The organism is Ensifer sp. NPDC090286 (genome assembly GCF_044769565.1).
GTDB lineage: Bacteria > Pseudomonadota > Alphaproteobacteria > Rhizobiales > Rhizobiaceae > Ensifer.
The window spans coordinates 983,466-1,005,094 of sequence record NZ_JBIVYF010000001.1; the positions used below are offsets into that span (position 1 = coordinate 983,466).

Sequence of the window (21,629 nt, forward strand, 5' to 3'; positions counted from 1 at the left end):
TTGACCATGCTCAGCGACCGACCATCCCACCTCACCGAGGGACATCCCGTCCACGCGGACCCTGCAGAACCGCGCGCGGGCCTTCGGGAATGGGCCGGCCTTGCCCTGCTCGCACTCCCCACCATCCTGCTCGGGCTCGACCTGACGCTGCTGCATCTGGCCTTGCCGGCGCTCGCGGCAGACCTGAAGCCCACCAGCACGCAGGCGCTCTGGATCGTCGATGCCTACGGCTTCATGATCGCCGGCTTTCTGATCACCATGGGAACGCTCGGCGATCGCATCGGTCGGCGCAAGCTGCTGATGCTGGGCGCGGCCGCCTTCGGCGTGGCCTCGATCCTTTCGGCCTATTCCACCAGCGCCACCATGTTGATCGCCGCACGCGCAGCCCTCGGCGTTGCCGGTGCAACGCTGATGCCGCCGACGCTGGCGCTGATCAGCAACATGTTTTTAAACCCGCACCAGAGGGCGCTTGCGATCGGGGTGTGGGCAACCATGTTCGCGCTCGGCATGGCGGCGGGGCCGATCGTCGGCGGCATCCTGCTCGAACGCTACTGGTGGGGTGCTGCCTTCCTCGTGGCACTGCCGATCGTCGGGCTGCTCCTCATCGTCGCGCCGTTTCTGCTACCGGAATACCGTGCGCCGCAATCGGACCGGCTGGACATGACGAGCGTGGCGCTGTCGCTGGCGGGGCTGCTTCCCATCGTCTACGGCATCAAGCAGATCGCCAAGGATGGCTTCGGACTCGCTGCCATGCTCGGCCTAACCATCGGTCTCGTCGCCTCGCTCCTTTTCATCCGGCGACAGCGCCGGCTGAAAAGCCCGCTGATCGACCTCGAGCTCTTCTCCGATCGCGCTTTCCGCACAGCGCTGTTGATCCTCCTGGTCGGCCTGACGGCCGTCGGCGGCACGATGCTGCTCGTCACCCAGTATCTGCAGCTCGTCGTCGGGCTTTCTCCCCTGTCGGCAGGCCTGAGAATGGGACCCTCGGCGCTCGCCATGCTTTTGGCCGGCATCACCGCACCGCTCATCGCCCGGCGCTTCGGCCCCGGCCCCGTGATCGCAACGGCGCTGGCGCTTTCGGTGGTCGGCTACCTCCTACTCGCCTTGCTCGACCACGCGCCGCACGGCGTGGCGCTGGTGACCGCCGCATTCGCGCTCGTCTATCTCGGCCTCGGCACGATTGCCGCGCTTGGCACCGATCTCGTCGTCAGCGCAGCACCTGCCGAAAAGGCCGGATCGGCCTCGGCCCTCTCCGAGGTGGTGCAGGAACTCGGCCTTGCCGTCGGGATCGCCACACTCGGCAGCCTGACCACCGCCGTCTACCGCACCGAAATGGCCGGGCAGACAGAGCTTGCAGGTGACATAGGCGACAGACTGTCGGACAGCCTCGCCGGCGCCGTATCCGTGGCGAACTCGCTACCGGCCGGTGTGCTGGAACAAGCCCAGGCCGCCTTCATGACCGGCTTCAACACCGCCGCCGCCACTTGCGCCGTCGCCATCGCTCTCATGGCGACGCTGGCGGTGGTTTCATTGCGAAGGCGTGTCGGCGAAACGACCAAGTCATGAGAGGACAGCTCGGCCATTTCGTTGCGACCTCCCGTCAATGACGAAACGTCTCCAAACAAAAAAGGCCGCGCCCCGTGGCACGGCCTTCTCGATTGAATGGATGAGCTGCCCCTCACGGTCCTACCGGACATCTCTCGCCGCCAGGCGGGGAGAGAGACGCTGGGCGCACTGCCTCCGCAAAGCGAAGACATTTCGGTCTGGCCGAGACCGGCGCAATCTGCATCCTTCTCACCGCATGAATGAGAGCCAGCCCCAGCCCTCAGTCACGAGACATAGCGGGCCTTACTCGCCGCCACCCAGCGAATGCACGAAGATGGCGAGCTGCTTGACCGTGGTGTCGCCGAGGCGCGGCAGCCAGGCGGGCATGACGCCGTGCTTGGGCGCCTTCATCTGGGCGACGATCGCCTGCTCACTGCTGCCGTTCAGCCACAGCGCATCGGCAAGGTTGGGCGCGCCGAACTCGCGGTTGCCCTTGGCGTCGGCACCGTGGCAGGAGGCGCAGTTGGTCTCAAACAGCGCCTTGCCCGGCTCCACCATGGATGCATCCGACGGCGTTCCGGTGAGGCTGACGACATAGGCTGCCGTCTGCTTGATCTCGTCCGGCTTGAGGATTTCCGCGAAGGACGGCATCTCCGAGACGCGGGTCTCGTCGTCGCCGTTGTAGCGGATGCCGTGGGCGATCGTCTGGTAGATCTCTTCAGGCTTGCCGCCCCAGAGCCAGTCGTCGTCGTTGAGGTTCGGGAAACCGGCAGAACCGGCCGCACCCGAGCCGTGGCACTGGGCACAGTTGACCTTGAAGGCCGAGGCGCCTCCGGACACGGCAAAGTGCTGCAGCTGCGGATCGGCCATGATGTCGGCAAGCGAGCTCGAGGCGATCTTCTCGAGGTTGCCGGCCTGCGCCGCCTTCGCACTCGCAAGTTCGGCGCTTACCTCGGCGCGGCTCGAATAGCCGAGCACGCCCTTGGTGGCGTCGGTCAGGAGCGGCACGGCCGGATAGACGATCATGTAGCCGACCGCCCAGACGATGGTCGCGTAGAAGGTATAGACCCACCAGCGCGGCATCGGGTTGTTGAGCTCGCGGATACCGTCCCATTCGTGGCCGGTGGTCTCGACGCCGCTGATTTCGTCGACGTGTTTGTCCGCCATTCTATTAATCCTCCTTCAGGGGGATGGCTGCGGCATCATCGGCGGCCTTCTTGGCGCCGGGCCGGAAGATGAAGGCAACGACGCCGAGGAAGAAGAGCGTCATCGCAAGGAGCGCCCAGCTATCGGCGAACTGGCGCATGGCCGTGTAGGTTTCCATGTGCTGATCTCCTTAGCGATAACCGGTGGTGTCGTCGTAGGTGGAGAAGTCGACCAGCGTGCCGAGCATCTGCAGATAGGCGATGAGCGCGTCCATCTCCGTCAGCTTCTGCGGATCGCCGTCGAAGTCGCCGAGCTTAGCCTTCGGATAGCGCCCCTCGACGCCCGACGTGTCGGCGTTCGGATCGGCCTGCGCCTTGATGTCGGCAAGCGCGTTGTCGATCATCTCGTCCGTATAGGGAACGCCGACCGCCTTGTTCGCCTTGAGGTTGGCGGCGATATTGTTCACGTCGAGCGGGGTCGCCTTGAGGAAGGCGTAGCTCGGCATGACAGATTCCGGCACCACCGAGCGCGGCTCGATCATGTGCTGCACGTGCCACTCGTTGGAGTAGCGGTCGCCGACACGCGCAAGGTCCGGCCCGGTGCGCTTGGAGCCCCACTGGAACGGATGGTCGTACATGGATTCCGCCGCCAGCGAGTAGTGACCGTAGCGCTCCACTTCGTCGCGGAACGGGCGGATCATCTGGCTGTGACAGACATAGCAGCCTTCACGCACATAGATGTCGCGGCCCGCGAGCTCCAGCGGCGAATAGGGACGCATGCCCTCCACCTTCTCGATGGTGTTTTCGAGATAGAACAGCGGCGCGATTTCCACGATGCCGCCGACGGAGACGACGAGCAGAGAGCCGACGAGCAGCAGGGTCGCGTTGCGTTCGAGCGTCGCGTGTTTGTCGAGAATGGACATTCTCTATGCCCTCCTATTCCGCAGCCTTGAGCGCGGGCGTCGCACCGAAGATCGGAGCTTCATCGCGCACGCGGCCAAGGATGGTCATGGTTACGTTGAAGGCCATGAGCAGAGCTCCGGCGAGGAAGAGTGCGCCGCCAAGGGCACGCAGCACGTAGTAGGGAACCATGGCCGCGACCGATTCCGCGAAGGAATAGACGAGGAACCCCTGGTCGTCGTATTCGCGCCACATCAGGCCCTGCTGGATGCCGGCGACCCACATGACCGCCGCATAGACGACGATGCCGAGGGTGGCGAGCCAGAAGTGCCAGTTGACCATGCGCACGCTGTAGAGGCGCTCGCGGTTCCACAGCTTCGGAACGAGATAGTAAATCGCGCCGAAGGTGATGAGGCCGTTCCAGCCGAGCGCGCCCGAATGCACGTGGCCGATGGTCCAGTCGGTGTAGTGGCTGAGCGAGTTGACCGTCTTGATCGACATCATCGGGCCTTCGAAGGTCGCCATGCCGTAGAAAGCAACGGCCATCACCATCATGCGGATGATCGGATCGGTGCGGATCTTGTCCCAGGCACCCGAAAGCGTCATCAGGCCGTTGATCATGCCGCCCCAGGAGGGCATCCAGAGCATGACCGAGAACACCATGCCGAGCGTCTGCGCCCAGTCGGGCAGCGCGGTGTAGTGCAGGTGGTGCGGACCCGCCCAGATGTACATGAAGATCAGCGACCAGAAGTGGATGATCGACAGGCGGTAGGAGTAAACAGGACGGTTCGCCTGCTTCGGGATGAAGTAATACATCATGCCGAGGAAGCCGGCCGTCAGGAAGAAGCCGACGGCGTTATGCCCGTACCACCATTGCGTCAGCGCATCCTGCACGCCGGCAAAGGCCGAATAGCTCTTGGAACCGAGGAAGGAGACCGGAACCGCCAGGTTGTTGACGATGTGCAGCATCGCGATCGTGACGATGAAGGCGAGATAGAACCAGTTGGCCACATAGATATGCGGCTCCTTGCGCGTCAGAAGCGTGCCGAGGAAGACGGCGAGATAGGCGACCCAGACGATCGTCAGCCACAGGTCGACATACCATTCCGGCTCCGCATATTCCTTCGACTGGGTGATCCCCAGCAGGTAGCCGGTGGCGGCCATGATGATGAAGAGCTGGTAGCCCCAGAACACGAACCAACCGAGATTGCCGCCGAAGAGGCGCGCGCGGCTGGTGCGCTGGACGATGTAGAAGGAGGTCGCGATCAGCGCATTGCCGCCGAAGGCGAAGATGACCGCCGAGGTGTGCAGCGGCCGCATGCGGCCGAAGTTGAACCAGGGCTCGATGTTGAGGTCCGGAAAGGCAAGCTGGAGCGCAACCACGACGCCGACGAGAAACCCGACGACGCCCCAAAAGACGGTGGCGATCACGCCGTATTTGACCACCTCGTCAAAATACTCCGACTGGGGTGGCGGCGGTGACGCCCTGCCCGCGGAAGCCGGGCTGAACTCGATGCGGCGCATCAAAAGGATGGTGCCGGCAAGAAGCGTGAAGAACAGCACCCACATATGGGCTTCGAAGTGCCGGTCCTGGGCAAGCCCGGCGCCGACGAGCGCCAGGAATGCACCGACCCCGAGCAGGATCATCTCGAATGTGTATTTCATGGTTGGGTCCCCAACTTGGTCCGAACGCACGCAACGACACCCCGAAACGAGGGGTGTCACCGCAGCTTGCCGGAAAGTGTCAGAATCGGGGCAAGCCGGCCTTGATTCAGATCAAGGCTTTGCCACCTCGTTTGGATCATCCTCGGCAAACAATAGGGAGCGCCGTGGGAGTTGGCGTCTGAAGCCGATGAAAAAGACTTTTGAAGACGGACGAATCCGCAGCCGACTGGACCCAGCCCCCCGGCGGGAACCCGTGGCCGAGCCGTTTGCCTGGCTTGCCCGCGCCCACGAGGAGCAGCTGGCGCTCTGCAATTGCCTGGAGGAAATCGCCGACAGCCTGCCGGCCGACATCGACCGGCAGAAATGCGTCTATGCCGCCAAGGTGCTGGAGCCGCTGATCCGCGAGATGCATTCGGGCGAAGAAAACCTGGTCTTCCCCTGGATCGAGCGCACCTACCGCTCGGACCCGACGCTCGGCGCGACACTGGAGCGGCTGAAATACGAGCATTGCGAGGACGAGTGCTTCGCCGAGGAACTGACCGAAATGCTGGAGCGCCTCGGCGCCGCCGACGAGACGGTCAATGCCGAGACCGCCGGCTACATGCTGCGCGGCTTCTTCACCAGCCTCAGGCGGCACGTCGGCTTCGAGCAGGAATGTCTGCGCAGCATTACCGCGCCGGCGGGATAGGCCGGATTGCCGGCAGGGTCATCGCGGCCGCCCCCCGGTTTCGGGCGCAGTTGTCTCGTGAACGGGCGATCCCGGCTCGTTGTGCCGCCAGGTCAGGCCTCGTTGGGCGCCTTTCCGTCCCGATCCTCCCAGTCGCTGCGCAGCAACATCGTAACGTGTTCGATCGTTTGCCGGCCGTCGGCCATGGAACGGCTGGCAACTTCGCCGACCCGCCGGTAGCCCAGCTTGCGCTGCATCGCCCAGGAATCTTCGTTGCCGTCGAAATAGCCGTTGACCAGCTTTTCCAGACCCAGATCACGAAAGGCGAAGCGCACCTTCGCCTCGAACGCCTCGCGTCCATAGCCGCGTCCCTGATAAGCTTTGGCTATCCAGATTCCGCCACCACCCGTCCCGGCCTTCCAGTCGATCTTGTTGAGACTGACCCCTCCGATCGCCAGTCGCTCGGATCTGAGCTCAATCGCAAATTCGAAGGCGACCGGCCGCGTGCTTGCGCTCGAAATCTGCTGGCATCTCTCGATCCAGCTTTCGGCGTGTGACGTCGTATAGGGGTGGGGAACGAATGCGAGCCACCTTGCAAGCTCGAGGTCGTTCAAGCCCAGCGCGAGTTGTTCGATGTCCTCCTCTCTCCAGGGCCGCAGGGTAAGGCGCGACGTTTCAATTGTGATCTCCACGACGGTACAGCCTCCCTCACGTCGAAAATGGTCAAAACCGTTTCGGGCTCGTCCACAGCAATTGCGACTCGGGACTCAAGCCCCGACTGGACCTGAACGAGCATCAGCCGAGATGGATGTGAGAAGACAGGACCTGTGCCGACGCCGCCGATCAGGCCGCGATCGCGCGGCGGCGATCGGCATGTTCCTGGATCACCAGGATGGCGCCGATCAGCTTGCCAGTGCTCGACATGCACGGCGTCAGCCGGCAGCGCACGACGACCGTGCGCGCATCGACCATCTTGGCGAAGGTGTAGTCCACCACCTCGCCGGCGAAACACCGGTCGAGATAGGACTTCACCCGCAGCTCGAACCGCTGGATGCCGATGAACTCGACGATATGCCGGCCGATCAGGTCCATCGGGCGGCTTTCCAGATGCTCGGCATTGCGCGGATTGGTGTAGAGATAGCGGTAGTCGGGCGTGATCACCGCCAACCGGTCCGGGAAGCTGTCGAGGATCGCCTCGTTGAGCAATCCTTCGTCCGCCCTGCCCTTGTTCGGTTGCGCCGGCAGGCGCTCCAGCTGCAGGTCGTCAAGGTTCTCCGCGCCAGTCGCGGCGAAGTAGCGGTTGATCAGCGATTGCAGCAACTGCGAATGGCGCAGCACGCAGGAAATGTCGTCGGCTTCGACGCGCAGAATGTCGATCAGGAACTGGAACTGAAGCCGGGCGTCTTCGACGCTCACCGCCTTCTCATCGTAGACGGACCTCAAGATCGGATCCAATTCGCGATCCAGAATCCCGATCAAATGCTCGTCTGCCGTACGTACGGCATACTGCAGCTGCGAATACTTGAACCAGAACAGCTCAATCAGTGCGTTCAATTCGAAACCCCAATTCCCCCACGGCAAAGCCGCTTCGATGCACTTACAAAACAGGCGTAGATGCTCAGGACACTGATCTGGTTCTTGACGTTTCCCCCACCCCTTTCGCGTAAAACCGCACCGCTCGGGTCATCCAAAGCGCTTGCAGGCATTTTCTCACGCGACAGGCATAAGTTTACACTCATTGCGATAGCGTTCAACAGCAGAAAGAAAAACTTAACGCTTACGCACGTTTTCAAGGGAGGATCGGCGCCGATGTCCTCGCGTAGCTGGCAAAACGCAAAGCCCGACACCAAGGGTGCCGGGCTTGCAGGAACGTCAAGCCTGCTTGCGCCAGGCGCAATCAGGCGCTGTTCAGATGTGAAAGAGAATCAGTCTTTCAGATAACGCTTGATGTGCCAGCGGTCGTGATACCAGAGCCATTGGCCCGGATATTCCCGCACCCAGCTTTCCACCTTGTCGTTCAGCACCTGCGCCGTGGCGGTGACGTCGACGCTGCCATCAGCCTTGCGGGGGATGGCGATCGCCGGTTCGATTTCCAGGCGGAAACGGCCACCCGGCAAGCGGATGCAGCGGGCCGGATAGACCTCGCAGTTGAACTGGCGCACGAGCTTGGCGAGCAGCGGGTTGGTCTGCACGTCCTGGCCGAAGAACTTGGTCTTCAGCCCCTTGCGGAACTTCTGGTCGACGAGGACGCCGACGCCCTGGCCGCGCTCCAGCTGGCGGGCGAGCGCAAAGGACGAGCCCGCATGCGAGGGCACGAGCTTGCCCATGCGTTCGGCGCGAAAGTTGAAGACCTTCTCGGCCACGTAAGGATTGTTCGGCGGACGGAAGAGCACCGTTACGTCGAGCCCGAAGGCAGATCCGGCGACCGGCAGCATCTCGAAATTGCCGCTGTGCGCGGTAAAGACGATGAAGGGGCGCGGATTGTCGCGAAGCTCGAGGAACAAGGGAATGCCCGAGACCTCGACCCGGCCCGGCGTCGTGCGCTCCGGATCGAAATCGAAGAGCCGGTCGAGGAACACGTATTCGGCCGCCATGCGACCCATGTTGCCCCAGCTTTCGAGCGCGATCTCGTTGATCTCCGCTTCGCTCTTTTCCGGGAATGCGTTGCGAAGGTTGGTCAGCGTCAGCTTCTGACGGCTGGTCTTCGGGCCGATGAACCGCAGGGCGCGATCCATGAAGCTGATCGCGCCGTCGGCGGGAAACATCTTCAGGATCGTCAGAAGCAGAAACACGAACTGCGCGATCAGCCATTGGCGGAAACGATCCGCCGCCAGCACCAGCCGTGTGATCACCATGCGCACAGTCGATCAATCCATCTTCAGGACGATCTTGCCGAAGATCTGGCGCGATTCCATGCGCTCCAGTGCCCGGTCGATCTGGTCGAGGGTGATTTCAGTGTCGATGACCGGATGCACGAGACCGCGCGCCATCTTCTGCATGGCGTTCGCCATGTTCTCCATGCGGCAGCCGAACGAGCCGAGCAGCTTCAGCTGCTGCTGGAAGAGCATCATCAGGTTCATGTCGGTGGAGACGCCCGAGGTGGAGCCGCAGGTAACGAGACGTCCGCCGCGCTTCATGCAGAGCATGGAGCCGGCCCAGGTGTCCTTGCCGACGTGTTCGAACACGACGTCGACGCCCTTCTTCTTGGTGAGCTTGCGCACGACGCCCTCAAAGCGGTCGGTGCGGTAGTTGATGACGTGATCGGCGCCGAGCGCCTTCGCCTTCTCGATCTTGTCGTCCGAGCCGACGGTGGTGATCACGGTGCAGCCGATCTTCTTGGCGAGCTGGATCGCCGCCGAGCCGATGCCGGAGCCGCCGGCGTGCACGAGGATGGTTTCACCGGGCTCGAGCTTGGCGTTATCGAACAGCATGTGCTCGACGGTACCGAAGGTCACCGGAGCAAGGGCGGCGGCAACCGCATCGACGCCCGGAGGGGCCGGTACCAGCAGGCGAGCCGGCAGGTTGATCTTTTCCTGCGCAAAGCCGTCGAGGTGGAAGCCGTGAACGCCGCCGACATGTTCGCAGAGGTTGTCACGACCTTCCTTGCACGGACGGCAGAGGCCGCAGGTGCGCGCGCCGTAGACCGAGACGAGCTGGCCCGGAAGCACGCTCGAAACGCCAGGACCGATCTGATCGACGACGCCGGAGGCTTCCGCACCGATGACGAGCGGCATCTTGCGCTTGGCGAACGCCATGCCGCGCCAGCCCCAGACGTCGATATGATTGAGCGCAACCGCCTTGACGCGCAGCGTCACCTCGCCCGGGCCGGGTGCTTCCGGCTCCGGAATGTCGGTGATTTCGAGCTTGCGGTCATCGAGCAGTTGCAGGGCGCGCATGGTTCTTCCTTTAGATCTCTTTACATAGTCGAGCGGCTGGGCCGTGCTGACTGGCATATATACACTTTGGGAGAGTGGCGCAGCACCCCTCTCTGGCCTGCCGGCCATCTCCCCCAAAAGGGAAGATCGACCCGCGGCAAGCTTATCGCTTCAACGGAGGGCTCAGCTTCGCCCCCCTGATGAGCAGGACAGCGCTACACCCGATCTCCCCTCGTGCGGGAGATGCCCGGCAGGGCACAGGGGGGCAGCGCCAAATCGTCTTGCCCTCGGATTGGCTCAGGCCGGCTCGGCCGTCATCACCAGGCTGGCGTTCTGGCCGCCGAAGCCGAAGGAGTTCGACAGCACCGCAGAAACCTGCTGGCTGCGCTTCACGTTCGGCACGACGTCGAGCACGATCGCCGGATCGGGGTTCTGGTAGTTGATCGTCGGCGGCAGCGTGCCGGTCAGCATCGTCTGGATCGAGAACACCGCCTCGACCGCACCGGCGGCCGTCAGCGTGTGACCGATCATCGACTTGTTGGACGAGACCGGGATCGACGGCAGGCGATCGCCGAAGACGGCCGACATCGACAGATACTCCATCTTGTCGTTCTCGGGCGTCGAGGTGCCGTGCGCGTTGATGTAGCCGATGCCGGTTTCATCGATGCCGGCGTCGGCAAGCGCCGCGCGGATCGTCGCGATGGCCGGCCCACCGTCCGGCGAGGAGCGCGTGCGGTGGAAGAGGTCGGCCTTCTCGCCGCACCCCTTGAGAATGCCGTAGACGCGGGCGCCGCGGGCAACGGCGGCTTCCAGCGATTCCAGCACCAGCGTCGCTGCACCTTCGGCGATGACGAAGCCGTCACGGTCCTTGGTGAAGGGCTTGGAGGCCTTTTCCGGCGGATCGTTCTGGGTGGAGAGCGCGGAAAGCAGCGCAAAGCGGATGAGCGCTTCGGCGCTGACCGAACCATCGGTCGCAACCGTCAGCGCGCGATCGGTGCGGCCCTGGCGGATCGCCTCGACGCCGAGTTGGATCGCCGTTGCGCCCGAAGCACAGGCGGTCGACAGCGTCACTGGCAGGCCGCGCGTGCCGAAGCGATCTGCAAGGCGCTCGGAGATCGAGCCGAAGAGCACGGCCTCATGGAACGCCGGATCGGCCTTCTGGCGCATCGCAGCGAGGAAACGGTTATAGGCATCGCCTGGCTGTTCGGAAGGCGGCGAACGATCGGCAAGCTCGAAGCGTGCGCTCCATTCCGGCTCGATCGGCGGGGCGGCCAGAAACAGCGGGCCGTTGAAGTCGCCGGAAAGTCCGGCCTGCGCCAGCGCTTCCAGCGTCGTCTCGCGCGCCATGGCATAGGAGCGCTCGACGGAGTTGGCCGCCGGCACCTCGATGAAATCGACCATGCCGGAGATGCGGGTGTTGAGGCCTTCCGTCGGGAAACGGGTGATCTTGCGGATGCCGGAGACACCGCCGGTCAGCGCCGACCAGTTGTCTTCCAGGCCCTGGCCGAGCGAGGTAATGACGCCCATGCCGGTGACGGCGACGATCGGGCGGCCGAGGTGATCCTTGTAAGCGTTGCTCATCAATCGTTCCTCTTATTCGGCCGAAAGGACCGCGACGCCTTCGCCGCGTGAATGACCGACGGTGGTCACGACCGCCGACCGGGCAGCAGCCGTCATCGGCTTTTCGAAGCTGGCGTCGAAGGCCGGCACCTTGGCGCCGTGGCCGAGCGTGAGCGCGGCAAGTGCCAAGCCCGCCGGAAACTGCGCCTCGATGCTGTGCCCGACGATGCCGCCATAGGCACGCACAGGCGCGCCGGCCAGATTGGCCTGCAGAAACGCCTTTTCGCTGGCGACGAGATCATGAAAACCGGACGTGCCGGAAAAGACCACCGTGCCGGCTGGGTCGAGTTTTTCGGCCGGTTTCGCAAGGTCCGCAAGGCGTGCTTCGAGCTTGCCGTCAGCGCGGCTGCCGCGGTCGCTGCCGATCGCGTCGATCGTCGCATAGATGCGGGCGCCACGGGCTTCGGCGTACTCGCGTGATTCCAGCACCAGGAAGGCGCCGACCGACCCGGGGATCATGCCGCCACCGTTGTCACGGCTGCGCGACCAGATCGGGTGCCAGTCACCGGTTGCCTGGCCCTGGATCGCCTCGATCATCAACATGATGTCCAGGCGCTCGGCCGAAAACGCGCCGCCGACGAGCGTATGCGTCGACTGGCCGGCCTTGATCCGGGCAAAGGCGGTTTCGATCGCCGAGATACCGGCCGCTTCCTCACCCATGAAGGTGCGCGACGAACCGGTGACCTTGTGCACGATCGAGATATTGCCTGCGAGCAGGTTCGAAAGCTGGGCGAGAAACAGCGTCGGGCGCAGTTCGGTCGTCAGCTTTTCGTTGAGCAGCTGTTCGCGGTCGTTGCGCTTCAGCGCCTCGTCGACGATCAGCGAATCGACGTTGATGTCACGCTCGCCGCCGCCGGCAGCGACGATCATGTCCATGCTGCCGCAGGCTTCGAGATTGTCCTTCAGGCCGGCGTCATCAAGCGCCAGGCCCGCGGAAAAGACGCCGAGACGCTGCCAGTTTTCCATCTGGCGCTGGTCGCCACGCTTGGCGATCTGCTGCGACCAGTCGATTTCCGGCAGCGGATGCACCGGATAGGGGCTGAACTTCTCGGTCTCGACGCGCGCGGCCGGCGACGTGCCGGCGGTAAGCAGTGCCAGATGCGGCTCGACGCCGACGCCCTGGCTGGTGACGATACCGACGCCGGTAATGACAACGTCGTTTGCAGATTTGCTCATCTTACTTCTCCGAACCGGCCGCCGCTGAAAGCGCCGCCATCAGACCCACTTCTCCAGCCCGCTTGCGCACGATATCGCCGAGCGGAACCTGATCGAACGGCATGGTCCGCAGCTTCAGCTGGGCATCGCAGACCTTCTTGCCGCCAGAGGTGATCTTCGCCTTGGTCACGGCAAAGCCCGACCCTTCATGCTCGAGGAAAGCCTCGATCTCGAGTTCGGCCGAGGGCTCGACGAAGGTCCGCATCTTGGCGCCGTCGACCGACATCAGGAAGGGCATGGCCGCGAAATTGGTAGCGGCGAGCACCAGGAAACCGGAGGCCTGCGCCATGGTCTCGATGAGAAGCACGCCGGGCACCAGCGGGTAGCCTGGAAAATGGCCTTCGAACACCGGGCTCTTCTCCGGCACGACGGACCGCGCCGTCAGCCGGCCAGCCGAAAGATCGACCGTTTCGACACGATCGATCATCTGGAAGTATTCAAGGAGCATTGAGGCTCACCCCGTTGGTTTCGGGCTCAAGTAAAAACGCCAATGCCGCCTGTCAAGCGCGGGGCGCGACGGGCGGCATTGGAAATCGAGTGGCAAGGCTCGGGCGAAAGCCCGATCAGCCCTTGGCAGCCCGCAGTTCGTCGATCTTGGCGCAGAGGTTCTTCAGAACGAAGTATTCTTCGGTCGAAACCTTGCCTTCGTTGACTTCCTGCGTCCACTGCTCGAGCGGAATCTTGATGCCGAATTCCTTGTCGATCGCAAACACGATGTCGAGGAAGTCCAGGCTGTCGATGCCGAGATCGTCGATCGTGTGGCTTTCCGGCGTGATCGTCTCGCGATCGATCTCGCTCGTTTCCGCGATGATGTCGGCAACCTTGTCGAATGTAGCTGTCACGCGCATACCTCTAATATTTTAAAGTCGAGTCTCGGCGATCCTATAGGTAAATGCGCCGCAAAAGCCAATGGCCTTGATGCCAAAGGCTTTCGAATTGGAAAACGGTGTTGCGACGGAGCATGGTTCAGACCGCCACCGAATGCCGGCCGCGGCCGTTGCCGAGATAGGCATCGAAGGTGGCCGCAACCGAGCGGGCAAAGGGCCTGCCGCGTTCGGTCAGGCGGAAAATCCCGCTTTCGATCGTCGTCAGCCCGTCCCAATCGCGCGCCCGGAAGAGCCGCGCCTCCTCGATCACAGCGCCGGCAAACCCCGGGAAGTCCCGCTCGATCTCGTCGAAAGAGAAGGCAAAGCGACACATGACGTCGGCAATCACTTTTGCTCTCAGGATGTCGTCCGGTGTGAAGCGGTAACCACGCACGGCTGCCAGCCCGGTGTTTTCCACATGGCGCAGATACTCACCGGTGGCCGGCATGTTCTGGACATAACCTTGACGAAACTGACCGATCGCCGAGGCGCCGAGACCAATGAGCGTTTCGGCCGCGTCGTCGGTATAGCCCTGGAAATTGCGGCGCAGACGCCCTTCCCTGTTGGCCCGCGCCAGGCTGTCGTCCGGCTTTGCGAAATGGTCGATACCGATTGCCTCGTAGCCGGCCGCAACCAGCATCTCGGCCGCGCGGCTCATCTGCGCGAAACGCTCGACGATGCCGGGCAGGCTTTCGTCCGGAATCATCTTCTGGTGCGTCTTCATCCACGGCACATGGGCGTAGCCGAAGAGTGCGACGCGATCAGGCGCGAGCGAAAGCACGGCCCCCATGGTCCGCTCCAGCGACTGAAGGCTTTGGTAGGGCAAACCATAGAGCACGTCGCAATTGACGGAGTGTACGCCCCGCGCCCGCGACGCCGCGATCGCGTCGCGCGTCTGCTCGAAGGTCTGGATGCGGTTGATCGCCTTCTGCACGACCGGATCGAAATCCTGGATGCCGAAGCTCGCCCGCGTCATGCCGATCTTAGCCAGCGCGTCATGGCGCGCTTCATCGAGATCGTTCGGGTCCATCTCGACGCTGATCTCGCAATCGGGCGCAAAGGTGAAGTGTTCGGCAAAAGCACGCTTCAGTGCGATCATGTCGTCCGGCCTGACGAGCGTCGGCGAGCCGCCGCCGAAATGCAGCGCCGTCACCCTGGCCTCGCGGTTCACCCGGTTGCCGATTTCTGCAACCTCGCGATGCAGACCGGTTAGATAGGTTGCCACCGGATCATAGCGCAGCGTCTGCTTCGTATGGCAGGCACAGAACCAACAGAGCCTGTCGCAATAGGGCACGTGCGCATAGAGCGAGATCGCCTCGCCCGCACGGATCGCACCGAGCCAGCCTTGATAGTCAACCGGCCCCACCGCCTCGGAAAAATGCGGTGCGGTCGGGTAGCTGGTGTAGCGCGGCACAGGGCTCGCATGCTTGAGAATGAGCGCGTCGTCCATAAGTCTCTCCGCTGTCATGAAGACGGCTTAGGACGGATCGGCAAAGAGGCCTTTGATTTTGATCAAGTCGCCGAATTAACACGTTAAAATTGACAATGCTCAAGCTGGCATGAGACATTGTTTCGCGCTTTCGGAATTAGCACCTGTCAACTCTTGATTTAACGGCCCGCATCCTCTTTGGTCATCCAGAGACCAACGGCATGCAGGTAGAAAGAATTGCAGATCGTGAACGAACATCGTCGCAAGGATATCCATAATTCGGAGGTTCCAGCCGTCTGCGCCGCCTGCGAGGCGCGCCATGGCGGCGTTTGCGGCACGCTCACCCCGGATCAGTTGCTCGACCTCAGCCGCCATTCGACTCGCCGCAGCATCGAGCCCGGCCGCGAGGTCATCGGCCAGGGCGAAGCGACCGAGAGCTATGCCAACATCATCAACGGTGTCGTCAAGCTCAGCAAGGTTCTGGCCGACGGCCGACAGCAGATCGTCGGCCTGCAGTTTGCCCCTGATTTCATGGGCCGGCCCTTTACCCGCGAAAGCGCCCTGACGGCGGAAGCAGCCGTCGATACCGACATCTGTTGTTTCCCGCGCACCGTCATCGATCGCCTGGTCTCCGAAGCGCCCAACCTTGAGCACCGGCTGCACGAGCAAGCGCTGAAGGAACTCGACGAGGCGCGTGACTGGATGCTGACGCTCGGCCGCAAGACCGCGCAGGAAAAGGTCGCGAGCTTCCTCTACATCATCGCCACCCATATCGACCCGGAAAACGGCACCTCGAACGAGTTCGACCTGCCGCTGTCGCGCGCCGACATCGCAGACTATCTCGGCCTGACCATCGAAACGGTCAGCCGGCAGATCACCAAGCTGCGCAAGGACAACGTCATCCGCATCGAAAACAGCCGCCACGTCACCGTGCCGAGCCTCGACCGGCTGATGCATGTGGCGGGCATCGACTGACGGCCGTTAGCGGCCGCTAAGCAGTAGTCGCAGCAACTTTCTCGACAGTATCGCCCCTCTCCTCAGGTTCGGCCCGAGGACGCCTCCTTGCAGGGCGGCGAGAGGGAACGAGGACGACTGCAGCCTTGCCATCTGCGGCAGGTGGGCGAATCCGGCGGTGCGATTGAAACGGCCGCGTGCGGCAATTCCCCTTCTCCCCGTCAAAACGGGCAGAAGGTTCCGGCAAGGAAATGAGCAGCGGAGCTATCAAGAAGGCAACAAGCCGGACGTGCGACGCAAGGCAGCGTCACCGCGTAATCACGATCCGCGTGTTCGCCAGCCCGTGTTCCTTGGTAAGGGCGAAAAACTCCGCTGCATTGTTGGGATGCAGCCGCACGCAGCCGTGCGAGGCCGGGCGGCCGAGCCGCTTGATGTCGTAGGTGGCGTGGATGGCGTAGCCGCCGTTGAAGAATACGGCGTAAGGCATCGGCGCATCGTCGTACTTGCGCGAACGGTGGTTGCGCGAGAGCCACTTCGCACTCCAGCTGCCGCGTGGCGTCACATAGCCCTTGCGCGCCGTCGAGACCTTCCAGCGATACATCACGATGCCATTCTGGCTGACGGTCATCGTCTGCGACGACAGGCTGATATCGGCAATCAGATTGGCGGCGTTCACGGGTTGAACGGTAAACTGCAGCAGAGCGGCAATCAGCGCAGTCAAAAGGCTTTTGCGCATGCTTCTCTCTCCGGGAAGACGAACACGTACCGGTGGAACCAAACGTTCCAGGAGAATAACTGATCGAATATGATACGATCTTAATACATATGGAAAGCAGAGTCTTAATGCGAAGGTCAACTTCCGCGATCAAATCATTGCGATTGCAAGAACAAGCCCGGTCATGACCGTGCAGGCACCGTAAAAGACAGCAATACCGGCGTCGATGTCTTCGCTTTTCGCAACCGCTCCGCCCGGCCCGTTGATCATCGGCTCGCTGACCTTGACGCCGCCATAGATGCGCGGGCCTGCAAGCTGCAGGTCAAGCGCGCCCGCCATGGCCGCTTCCGGCCAGCCGGAGTTCGGCGAGCGGTGCAGGCCGTGGTCGCGAAGGCTCACGGTCAGAGCATCCTTGGCAGCGCTGGCGCCGCGATGGATCAGCGCACCGGCCGAGATCAACAGGATCGAGAGCCTGGCAGCCGGCAGGTTGGCGACGTCATCGAGCCGGGCAGAGGCCCAGCCGAAGTGCAGATATTTCGGCGACTTGTGGCCAATCATCGAATCGGCCGTGTTCAGCATCTTGTAGGCGAGAAGCCCCGGCAGACCGGCAACCGCATACCAGAAGGCCGGTGCCACGACGCCATCGGAAAAGTTCTCGGCCAGGCTCTCGATCGCCGCGCGGCAGACCGCCGGCTCGTCGAGCGTTTTCGGATCGCGGCCGACGATCATCGACACGGCCGCACGTCCGCCTTCAAGCCCACCCTGTCGCAAACCGTCGGCGACGCGATGCACGTGATCGGCAAGGCTCTTCTGCGCCAGGAAGACCGCGACCAGAACGGCCTCCAGCAGGAAACCGAGCGGCCCGAAGACGGCGAACAGGCGATGCAGCAGATGGCCGGACCAGGCGCTGAGGCCAAGCAACAGCAGGATTGCGACGACGCCACGAAATTTGCGCGCGCCATCCTCCAGATCCTCACGGTTCAGCCGGGCGTCGAGAAAGCCGATGGCCTTGCCGAAGAACACGACCGGATGCGGCACGCGCGCCCAGAGCCAGTCCGGATCGCCGACGACGCGATCGATCACCAGCGCCAGCGCGAGGATGAAAAGGATGGTCTCCGACACCTCAGAACTCCATGCCGGCGAGCGCATCCGCAAGCCGCCGGTCGCCCGCCGCGTCAGGTGCCAACCCGATCCTGAGCCAGGTCGACGCATAGTCGAACTTGCGCGTGAGGATATGGGCCTTGCAGAGCCGCTCCTGCAGCAGAGCTGCCCTTGGATGCTCGACCAGCACGAAAAGCCCCGTGCCGCCGATGCGGGCGAGCCCTGCCCCATCGAGTGCCGCGTCGAGGCCGGCGCGACGCTCGAGGATGCCGGCTGCGATCGCCTTCGTATCGCCCTGCATCAGCGCTTTCGAGATCGTCAGCGCCGGACCGGAGACGGCCCAGGGGCCGAGCCAGTCGGCAAAGGACACAAGCACCGGTTCGGTCGCAACGACGAAACCGAGGCGCAAGCCCGCAAGGCCGAAGAACTTGCCGAAGGAGCGGAACACGATGAGATTGCCCTGCCCCGGCACATGGCCGGCGACGCTCAGCTCCGGCTCGAGATCGCCGAAGGCCTCGTCAACGAGCAGCAATCCGCCGCTCGCTTTCTGCTTTATGGCGATCGCCAGAATCTCGGCCGGCGTTAGGGCGCGGCCGGTCGGGTTGTTGGGGTTGACGACGATGACAAGGCCATGTTCGGCCGTCAGCGCGTCGGCATCCGCGACGCGATCGACGGCAAAGCCGGCCGCCTCGAGCACGCGGGCATATTCGCCATAGGTCGGCCCGAAGATCGCGACGCGCCTGCCCGCCGGAGCAAGACGCGGCAGCAGCTGGATCACCGATTGCGTGCCCGGCACGGGCAACGGGAGCACGCCGTTGGTGCGGTAGTAGTTGGCGGCCGCCAGCCGCGCGTCATCCACCGTCTGCCGATCCGGCAGCCGGTGCCAGGCGCGCTCCGGCACTTCAGGCAAGGCGACGGGGCATGGGTTGATGCCGGTCGAAAGATCCAGCCAGTCTTCGAGCCGGCCGCCATAGCGCGCTGCGGCTTCGGTGATGCCGCCGCCGTGAACGATCGGTGCGCTCATGCAGCACCTGCGACATCGATCAGATGCATGAAGGAACCGGCGACAGGGCCACGCCGGAGACCCGCCTGGCCGAGATCTTCGCCGGCGGCGTCGCTGACGGCAAACAGCCGATCGGCCGCCCCTTCGGCGACGATGGTCGCATAGTGGAATTCGTGCGCCGTCATGGGTCCATCGAAGAATGCGTTGTCGACAGGCACGACGCGGCGATAGCCGAGGTGCCGCCTGCGCTCGGCAAAACTGGTGACGAGTGGCAGCAGGCCGAGCATGTCGTAGCGTGCGCCATCGGCAGCGACAAGCCCTTCGCCAAGCACCATGTAGCCGCCGCATTCGCCAAAAATCCGGGCGCCGCGTTCGGCCGCAGAATGCATGCCCGAGCGGAAGCGGGCGGCGGCGCTTAAGCGCCCCGCATGCAGCTCCGGATAGCCGCCCGGCAGATAGACGGCATCGGCTGCTGCATCCGGCGCCTCGTCGGCGAGCGGCGAGAAGAAGGAAATCTCCGCGCCGCCTTGCCGCCAGCCGTAAAGCAGGTGCTCGTAACAGAAGGCAAAGGCGATATCGCGCGCGACCGCGATGCGCTGGCCGAACGGCTGCAAACGCCTGGTATCGGCGGCTGCGGGCACCTGCGGAAAAATCGTCGCGATCAGGCGGATCGCGTCGAGATCGCAGGCCGCCTCGACGCGCGCCGCCGCCGCCTCGATGAAACCTTCGAGCGCCGAATGCTCGCCCGCCTGCACCAGGCCGAGATGGCGCTCCGGCAGTTGCAGCGCGCTGTCCTGCCGGAGCACGCCGAACACAGGCATGCGCACCTTGGCGAGCGCATCGCGCAGCATCATTTCATGCCGGTCGCTGCCGACCTTGTTGAGGATGACGCCGACCACCCGGATATCGTCGCGGTGATCCGCGTAGCCGCGCACCAGTGCGGCAACCGACTGGGACATACGGGCGCAATCGACCACCAGAATGACAGCGAGGTTCAGCGTCGCGGCGAGATCCGCCGGCGTTCCCGAACCGTCGGCAGCCCCGTCGTGCAGCCCCATCATCGCCTCGACGATCAAGGTGCGCCCGCCGGCAGCCGCATGCGACGCATTCGCAAGCAGCAGTTCCGGGCGCATCGCCCAGGGATCGTAGTTGAAACAGGGCTCACCGGTCGCCGCCGCATGGAAGGCGGGATCGATATAGTCCGGCCCCGCCTTGCCGGGCGCGATCGCCACGCCGCGCTTCTTCAGTGCGCGCATCAGCCCGAGCGTCACCGTCGTCTTGCCGGAGCCGGACGATGGGGCGGCAATCAGCAATCCGCTCATGCCGGGTTCCTGAGAATGCGATTGGCGAAGGGGTCGGCAGCGAGCTTGCGCCCGTCGAGCGCGCCGATCCAGTCGAGTGCTGCGCGCAGTCGCACCACCTCGCCGACGACGACGATCGCCGGCGGCTCCAGGCCTGCCGCCGCGACATCGGCCTCGGCGCGCGACAGCGTCGTTTCCAGCACTGTCTGCTCCGGCGTTGCCGCGTTGCAGACGAAGGCGACCGGCTCTTCCGGCGAGCGACCGCCGGCAATGAGGTTGGCGGTGATGGCGCCGATATGCTTCATCGCCATGTACATGACGATGACGGGCGAGCCGCTGGCGATGCCCTGCCAGTTGATGCGGTCCGGCACCAGGCCGGAGGAATCATGGCCAGTCAGGAACGTGACGGCGTGGTTGACCTCGCGGTGGGTCACCGGAATGCCGGCATAGGCAAGGCCGCCGATGCCGGCGGTGATGCCGGGCACGATGCGGAAAGGAACCTGATGCTCGACCAGCGTCAGCGCCTCCTCGCCACCGCGGCCGAAGACGAAGGGATCGCCGCCTTTGAGGCGCAGCACCCGGTTGCCGGCGCGCGCGAGTTCGACGAGGCGAAGCGAGATGTCGCGCTGCTTCGGCGACGGCTTGCCGCCGCGCTTGCCCGCAAACTCCAGCACGGCACCCGGCCGCGCGAGCTTCAGGCAATCCTCGTTGACCAGCGCATCGTGCACGATCACATCCGCCTGGCGCAGCGCATTGGCCGCATGCAGCGTCAACAGGCCGGGATCGCCCGGGCCGGCGCCGACCAGCCAGACCGAACCTTTTTCGAGCGCCGGCAACCCGGCAAAGAGGTTGTCGATCATGCGTGCTGTCCCACCTGTATTTCGGCGCCGCCCAACGACGCGCCTGACGCGATCTCTAAAGAACCGGATTCCATTCCTGAGCAAACCCGGACAAAAGATTGATTCAATTCAACAACATAAGCGCGCATCAGACAGCCTCCGCCGCCGGGATGCGTTTTTCAGCGAGCAATGTCGCCGGGCCGGCTAGGGCCGCCGTCGCATGGGCGGAGACGATCTTCGACACGATCAGAACAGCTTCGCTGCCGGCGCCGACCAGCGCTGCCCCCTCGGCAACACCATGGCAACCGGTGTAGGCAAAGACGATCTCCGAGGGATTGGCGAGCCGCGAAGCTTCGGCTTCGAGCGTGGCGGCATCGTAGAACGCGGCCGGAACCGCGAAATGTCTGGCAGCCGCCAGGATCGCCGGTTCCTCGGCGCGGGCATCGAGCGAGGCGACCAGCCGCAGATCGCTGACCACAGCACCAGCATCGGCAAGCGCGCGCTCGGCAAGGGCGATCACCTCGTCGGCCGGCGTGCGACGCTCGCAGCCGAGGCCAAGCACCAGCCCGGCTCCTGCTCTTGTCCTCTCTGCAGCATGTTGGCCCGATGGCATCGGTGGCCGGCTCCTTCGTCGGTTCTCCTTAACGAAGCGCCGGCTGGGACGAATGGTCCCGGCCGATCTGGACAGCACCGGCTGATGGCCCCCTGGCTGGGTCGGCCGCACCGGACGCTCTTTCAGTCCGCCGAAGCGGACGCCGTCGCATATCCTTCATTTTTACCGGAGCGCGG

Annotated in this window: 22 protein-coding genes; 3 read left to right on the plus strand and 19 right to left on the minus strand. The window is 63.9% G+C overall.

Translation table 11 applies throughout. The features are described from left to right. The first annotated feature begins 6 nt into the window (after window positions 1-6). Entirely contained in the window at window positions 7-1,566 is a 1,560-nt protein-coding gene (locus tag ACIQUG_RS04825; protein ID WP_402320574.1) for an MFS transporter, read from the plus strand. Window positions 1,567-1,848: 282 nt separating this feature from the next. Here the strand turns inward: ACIQUG_RS04825 and ccoP are convergent, their stop codons facing one another. From ccoP to ccoN, 4 genes are read right to left on the minus strand one after another with little or no spacing between them, the layout of a single operon-like run. Then, window positions 1,849-2,712: a cytochrome-c oxidase, cbb3-type subunit III gene (gene ccoP, locus ACIQUG_RS04830; protein WP_402317983.1), complete on the minus strand. Its 864-nt coding sequence runs from the start codon at window positions 2,710-2,712 to the stop codon at window positions 1,849-1,851. A 4-nt stretch (window positions 2,713-2,716) separates the two neighbouring features. Beyond that, window positions 2,717-2,869: a CcoQ/FixQ family Cbb3-type cytochrome c oxidase assembly chaperone gene (locus ACIQUG_RS04835; RefSeq protein WP_034788377.1), complete on the minus strand. Its 153-nt coding sequence runs from the start codon at window positions 2,867-2,869 to the stop codon at window positions 2,717-2,719. 12 nt (window positions 2,870-2,881) lie between these two features. Next, window positions 2,882-3,613 carry a cytochrome-c oxidase, cbb3-type subunit II gene (gene ccoO, locus ACIQUG_RS04840; protein WP_034788367.1) on the minus strand — a complete coding sequence of 244 codons (732 nt, stop codon included), beginning with the start codon at window positions 3,611-3,613 and terminating at the stop codon, window positions 2,882-2,884. 13 nt (window positions 3,614-3,626) lie between these two features. Then, complete coding sequence (ccoN, locus tag ACIQUG_RS04845; protein ID WP_043617330.1) at window positions 3,627-5,255, minus strand: cytochrome-c oxidase, cbb3-type subunit I; 1,629 nt, start codon at window positions 5,253-5,255, stop codon at window positions 3,627-3,629. Between the two features lie 253 nt (window positions 5,256-5,508). Here ccoN and ACIQUG_RS04850 point away from each other — a divergent pair, with 253 nt between their 5' ends. Then, a complete protein-coding gene (locus ACIQUG_RS04850) occupies window positions 5,509-5,943 on the plus strand; it encodes a hemerythrin domain-containing protein (protein ID WP_402317988.1) in 435 nt (144 codons plus the stop codon). 92 nt (window positions 5,944-6,035) lie between these two features. On the opposite strand, the gene ACIQUG_RS04855 is transcribed toward ACIQUG_RS04850, so the two are convergent. The 9 genes from ACIQUG_RS04855 to hemN all read right to left on the minus strand — a co-directional run bounded on the left by ACIQUG_RS04855 (window position 6,036) and on the right by hemN (window position 14,948). Beyond that, window positions 6,036-6,614 carry a GNAT family N-acetyltransferase gene (locus ACIQUG_RS04855; RefSeq protein WP_402317991.1) on the minus strand — a complete coding sequence of 193 codons (579 nt, stop codon included), beginning with the start codon at window positions 6,612-6,614 and terminating at the stop codon, window positions 6,036-6,038. A gap of 151 nt (window positions 6,615-6,765) precedes the next feature. Continuing rightward, complete coding sequence (locus ACIQUG_RS04860) at window positions 6,766-7,476, minus strand: PAS domain-containing protein (RefSeq protein ID WP_402317994.1); 711 nt, start codon at window positions 7,474-7,476, stop codon at window positions 6,766-6,768. A 371-nt stretch (window positions 7,477-7,847) separates the two neighbouring features. Next, the gene (locus ACIQUG_RS04865) at window positions 7,848-8,777 is read right to left on the minus strand and encodes a lipid A biosynthesis lauroyl acyltransferase (protein WP_043617336.1); all 930 of its coding nucleotides are present in this window, start codon (window positions 8,775-8,777) and stop codon (window positions 7,848-7,850) included. Window positions 8,778-8,789: 12 nt separating this feature from the next. Next, window positions 8,790-9,818: a zinc-binding dehydrogenase gene (locus tag ACIQUG_RS04870; protein ID WP_402317997.1), complete on the minus strand. Its 1,029-nt coding sequence runs from the start codon at window positions 9,816-9,818 to the stop codon at window positions 8,790-8,792. A 276-nt stretch (window positions 9,819-10,094) separates the two neighbouring features. Continuing rightward, window positions 10,095-11,378 (minus strand): beta-ketoacyl-ACP synthase, encoded by a 1,284-nt coding sequence (locus tag ACIQUG_RS04875; RefSeq protein ID WP_402318000.1) that lies wholly within the window; start codon window positions 11,376-11,378, stop codon window positions 10,095-10,097. 12 nt (window positions 11,379-11,390) lie between these two features. Next, window positions 11,391-12,593 carry a beta-ketoacyl-ACP synthase gene (locus tag ACIQUG_RS04880; RefSeq protein WP_402318003.1) on the minus strand — a complete coding sequence of 401 codons (1,203 nt, stop codon included), beginning with the start codon at window positions 12,591-12,593 and terminating at the stop codon, window positions 11,391-11,393. Window position 12,594: 1 nt separating this feature from the next. Beyond that, window positions 12,595-13,080, minus strand: coding sequence for a 3-hydroxyacyl-ACP dehydratase FabZ family protein (locus tag ACIQUG_RS04885; RefSeq protein WP_034788315.1), 486 nt, complete (start codon window positions 13,078-13,080; stop codon window positions 12,595-12,597). A gap of 115 nt (window positions 13,081-13,195) precedes the next feature. Then, window positions 13,196-13,480 carry an acyl carrier protein gene (locus ACIQUG_RS04890; RefSeq protein ID WP_089044188.1) on the minus strand — a complete coding sequence of 95 codons (285 nt, stop codon included), beginning with the start codon at window positions 13,478-13,480 and terminating at the stop codon, window positions 13,196-13,198. 118 nt (window positions 13,481-13,598) lie between these two features. Further along, the gene (gene hemN / locus ACIQUG_RS04895; protein WP_402318008.1) at window positions 13,599-14,948 is read right to left on the minus strand and encodes an oxygen-independent coproporphyrinogen III oxidase; all 1,350 of its coding nucleotides are present in this window, start codon (window positions 14,946-14,948) and stop codon (window positions 13,599-13,601) included. Between the two features lie 216 nt (window positions 14,949-15,164). Between hemN and ACIQUG_RS04900 the strand changes: the two genes are divergently transcribed. Then, window positions 15,165-15,902, plus strand: a complete 738-nt coding sequence (locus tag ACIQUG_RS04900; protein WP_402318011.1) for a Crp/Fnr family transcriptional regulator — start codon at window positions 15,165-15,167, stop codon at window positions 15,900-15,902. A 286-nt stretch (window positions 15,903-16,188) separates the two neighbouring features. On the opposite strand, the gene ACIQUG_RS04905 is transcribed toward ACIQUG_RS04900, so the two are convergent. From ACIQUG_RS04905 to ACIQUG_RS04930, 6 genes are all read right to left on the minus strand, one after another. After that, window positions 16,189-16,617 carry a L,D-transpeptidase gene (locus tag ACIQUG_RS04905; RefSeq protein ID WP_192446372.1) on the minus strand — a complete coding sequence of 143 codons (429 nt, stop codon included), beginning with the start codon at window positions 16,615-16,617 and terminating at the stop codon, window positions 16,189-16,191. 129 nt (window positions 16,618-16,746) lie between these two features. After that, a complete protein-coding gene (gene cbiB, locus ACIQUG_RS04910) occupies window positions 16,747-17,718 on the minus strand; it encodes an adenosylcobinamide-phosphate synthase CbiB (RefSeq protein ID WP_402318015.1) in 972 nt (323 codons plus the stop codon). 1 nt (window position 17,719) lies between these two features. After that, complete coding sequence (gene cobD / locus ACIQUG_RS04915) at window positions 17,720-18,721, minus strand: threonine-phosphate decarboxylase CobD (RefSeq protein WP_402318018.1); 1,002 nt, start codon at window positions 18,719-18,721, stop codon at window positions 17,720-17,722. Then, window positions 18,718-20,022, minus strand: a complete 1,305-nt coding sequence (locus tag ACIQUG_RS04920; protein ID WP_402318021.1) for a cobyrinate a,c-diamide synthase — start codon at window positions 20,020-20,022, stop codon at window positions 18,718-18,720. Before ACIQUG_RS04920 ends, cobD begins: the two co-directional genes overlap by 4 nt. Beyond that, the gene (gene cobA / locus ACIQUG_RS04925; RefSeq protein ID WP_402318024.1) at window positions 20,019-20,861 is read right to left on the minus strand and encodes a uroporphyrinogen-III C-methyltransferase; all 843 of its coding nucleotides are present in this window, start codon (window positions 20,859-20,861) and stop codon (window positions 20,019-20,021) included. Before cobA ends, ACIQUG_RS04920 begins: the two co-directional genes overlap by 4 nt. Before the next feature lie 127 nt (window positions 20,862-20,988). Next, window positions 20,989-21,453, minus strand: a complete 465-nt coding sequence (locus tag ACIQUG_RS04930) for a cobalamin biosynthesis protein (RefSeq protein WP_402318027.1) — start codon at window positions 21,451-21,453, stop codon at window positions 20,989-20,991. Window positions 21,454-21,629 lie beyond the last annotated feature (176 nt).